This is a genomic window from Nocardiopsis listeri, from assembly GCF_020741345.1.
In the GTDB taxonomy this organism is placed as follows: Bacteria; Actinomycetota; Actinomycetes; order Streptosporangiales; family Streptosporangiaceae; genus Nocardiopsis; species Nocardiopsis listeri_A.
In genome coordinates this window covers 1-3590 of sequence record NZ_DYZD01000369.1, presented here as the reverse complement: position 1 = coordinate 3590, position 3590 = coordinate 1, and the positions used below count along the sequence as shown (strand labels likewise).

Sequence of the window (3590 nt, the reverse complement as noted above, 5' to 3'; positions counted from 1 at the left end):
AGCAGCGCGGCGGCCAGGTACTCGAAGGTCGAGAAGCCCTGGTTGAACTTCTCCGCCGCGGTGAGCCGCTCCACCAGTTCGGCCGGAACGGGCTCGCCGGTCTCGTGGTGCTTGGCGTAGTTGGCGAGGATCTCCGGCCAGGTCGCCCACATCTCGTTGACCTGGGACGGGAACTCCACGAAGTCGCGCGGCACGCTCGTGCCCTCCACCCGCGGGTAGCGCACCGCCGACAGCAGACCGTGCAGGGCGTGGCCGAACTCGTGGAAGGCGGTCTCCACCTCGTCGAAGGTGAGCAGGGTCGGACCCGACACCGGCTTGGTGATGTTGAGGTTGTTCACCACCACCGGCCGCTCGTCCATCAGGTACGACTGCTCGACGAGGTTGTGCATCCACGCGCCACCGCGCTTGGTCGGCCTGGCGTAGGGATCGAACAGGAAGAGACCCAGCGCGCCGCCCTCACCGTCGAAGACCTCCCACACCCGCATGTCGGGGTGGTACCCCCGCAGGTCGGAGCGCTCCGTGAAGGTGACGCCGTACAGGCGCGTGGCCGCGTACAGGACCCCGTCCTCGATCACCCGACCCAGTTCGAAGTAGGGGCGCAGGGCGTTCTCGTCGAAGTCGTAGCGGGCCCTACGAACCTGCTCGGCGTAGTACGGCCAGTCCCACGGCTCGATGTCGTGACCGGCGTGTTCGGCCAGCGCGGCGGCCTCGCGTTCGACGTTGCGCCGTGCCGGCCCCACCAACCGACCGAGACGCTCCTCGACCGCGTCGACGGTCTTGGCGGTCTGGTCCGCGACCTTGTAGGCGGCGTGGTCGGGGTAGCCGCGCAGTCTGGCCTGCTCGGCGCGGATCGTCGCGACGCGCTTGGCGATCTCCAGGTTCTCCGGGGCACGCTCCACGCTGAGCTTGTAGAGCTTCTCGCGAGTGGCGCGGTCGTTCAACCGCGCCAGGGCCGGCTGGACGGTGGTGTTGAGCAGCGGCAGCACGTATTCGCCATCGTTCTCGATGGCCTGGAGCCAGGCCTCGTCGAGCCCGTCCAGGTCAGAGGCGTCCCGGGTGACCAGGGCGGACTCGGTGGAGGCCCGGACCAGGTTGCGGGCGAACTCCGTGCCGAGCTCGGAGATCTCGGTGTTGAGTTCGCGCATCCGCTCCTGTTCGGCGTCGTCCAGGTCGGCGCCGGCCTGGACGAAGTCGAGACGGTACCGCTCCAGCAGCCGGGATTCCTCCGGGTCGGTGGTGGTGACCCGCTTGATGCGCTCCCAGAGCCCGCGGTCGAGCAGGATGGCGTCCTGGTGCTGGGTGGCACGGGGGGCGAGTTCGGCTTCGAGTTCCTGGATGGCGTCGGTCGCGTCCGAACCGGCGAGAGTGTGCAGAACGGTCTCGACCCGCCGTAGCGTGCGTCCGGAGCGTTCCAGGGCGGCGATGGTGTTCTCGAAGGTGGGTTCGGCCGGGTCGGCGACGATCGCCGCGACCTCGGCGAGGTGCTCGGCCACGCCCTGGTCGAAGGCCGGCCGATAGTGCTCTTCGCGGATCCTCGCGAAGTCCGGGAGCCCGTAGGGCAGTGTGCTGGGTGACAGGAACGGGTTGTCGGTCAAGGGAACGTGCTCCTCGTTCGTCGGCGCCGGATCACGGCATCGGGGACGTCCGTGCTGTTCTATCGCGCGTCCCGCCGCATGTCACACGCCTACCCTGTGTCCACCGGTGGTGACGCCGCCGCGAACGGTGTCTCAGGGCGTGCTCTCCCCTGCGGCGATGACGTGCGGTTGCGGCTCCGGTCCGGCGTCGGCGTCGAACGGGAGCTCGACGATCGGGACGTACCGCCCAATGGCCTCTCCCGCGCTCTCGGGGCTGTAGCTCAGTGTGCCGCCACCCGCCGTGACCTGGCTGTTCCGGGTGTTGAGCAGCATGAGCCGGTCCCGGACGGCCTCGGCCCTGGGCGCCACCGACTCGCTGCCCTGTTCGTTGGTCATCCGGATGGCCGCGGCGGCCACCGCGACGGCGTCGTGGTTGACCAGCGCGTAGCCGTTGGCGAGTCGTTCGAGATCGTCGTCCTGCTCGCCGAAGTGCTCCAGGTAGGCGTCGCGGAAGGCAGGGTAACCCTCCGGAACCCCCGGGGAACCGGCGGACGCGTCGTTCCAGCGCGGATCGACGCCGGTGGCGTACACCAGCGTGATGTCCTGCTCATCGACGATCCGCATCTCCTCCTCCTGGTTGAGCATGCTCATCCCGGTGGAGACGAAGAGGACCCGCATCGGACGGTCACAGACGCTGTACCTGAGACTGTCCAGGAACGCGTCCAGGTCGGGCGCGCGGCCGGCGAAGAGAATGGTGTCGGCGTCGGTCGCGCACACGTTGCCGGACACGTCGGAGAACAGACCGGCGGGCGGGGTGTCGCCGACGGTGGTGCCCCTGTAGGTCTGGACGGAGCGTCCCTCGGTGTACGCGCTCAGATGTTCGTCGTAGGCGCTCTTGAGGGTGGAGACGAACAGATCGGGTTCGGTCTGGTCGTGCACGATGACGGCGTGGGCGGGTTCGTCAAGACCTTCCAGGTGGCTCCTCAGCGCCTTGACGTACTCGTTGTTGCTGGGCGCCACCCGGATCACCCCGGGCAAGGCCGGGTTCTCCTCGTCTCCGGCGTCGTCGATACCCTCCGGACCGTGCGCGAGCCCGTCGGCGGTGACCGCGGAGGAGACCATGGGGATGTCGTGCCGGTGGAGTTCCTCGGCGACGTCCCTGGTCGACTCGATACTGACCCCCAGACCGGTGACCGCGACGAGAGGGCGCTCCTCGTCCTGCGTCATGGCGACCAGGTCCTGCACGACCGGACCCCAGGACCCCTGTCGACCGCCCATGTTCGCCAGGACCAGCTGGATCTGGGGGGTGGGGTCGCCGTAGGCGCGGGTGTCGTTGGCGCGGATCTGCGCGGTGTAGGCGCCCTCCAGGGCCCCGCGCATCCGGGTCGGGTCCATCGGACCGACCTCTTCGAAGCCGAGGGTGCCGAGGAAGGCGACGCGGACGATGGGCCGCCCGTCGTCGAGGGCGTCGATGCGCTCGTTCTCGGCCCGGATGAGCTCGGATACGTGCTCGAACTCTTCGGCGAATTCGAAGGAGCCGTCCGTGATGCCGACGCACTCGCCCTGGATTTCCCGGACACCGCTGCCCGGGCCTCCACAGGTGAAGTGATCCCCCACCATGAGGGCGGTCGCCACGACGGCGAGGACCAACGCCGCCGCACCGCCCAGCAGCAGGATCCTCTTCCTGTTCCCGCCGCCTACGTCGGCCGGGTCGGCCATCTGTGGTCACCTCTCCTGTTCGGCGGCTCGCCAACGACTTATGATGCGCGTTCTCGGGCGATATATGAGCATGGCGGCCATTTGTGACGCAGGCGTTATACGAATTCGTCCCTGTTCATCACCGAAAATCACCGGGATCACCATTCGGCTCGGGAGGGGATTGGGGGCCTCGTACCCGAAGTGCGCGACAAGCCCTCCTCCCACCCCTCTCGGACATCTCCCACCCTCTGGATCGGCCGGACCCGGACTCTGATTCCATGAGGGGCCCCCCCACATCCAGGAGGCCCCCTTGGCCCA

General features: G+C 68.4%; 2 protein-coding genes. Both read right to left on the bottom strand.

Annotated features, from left to right (window positions below; translation table 11 throughout):
- On the bottom strand, positions 1-1595 hold a 1595-nt coding region (locus tag K8V84_RS19755), incomplete at its 3' end, for a M3 family metallopeptidase (RefSeq protein ID WP_304077109.1).
- Between the two features lie 132 nt (positions 1596-1727).
- Positions 1728-3293 carry a hypothetical protein gene (locus tag K8V84_RS19750; RefSeq protein WP_304077107.1) on the bottom strand — a complete coding sequence of 522 codons (1566 nt, stop codon included), beginning with the start codon at positions 3291-3293 and terminating at the stop codon, positions 1728-1730.
- Positions 3294-3590 lie beyond the last annotated feature (297 nt).

Coding starts and splice junctions, on each gene's coding strand:
- K8V84_RS19750 (WP_304077107.1), bottom strand. CDS start 3,293: ATGGCCGACCCGGCCGACGTAGGCGGCGGGAACAGGAAGAGGATCCTG.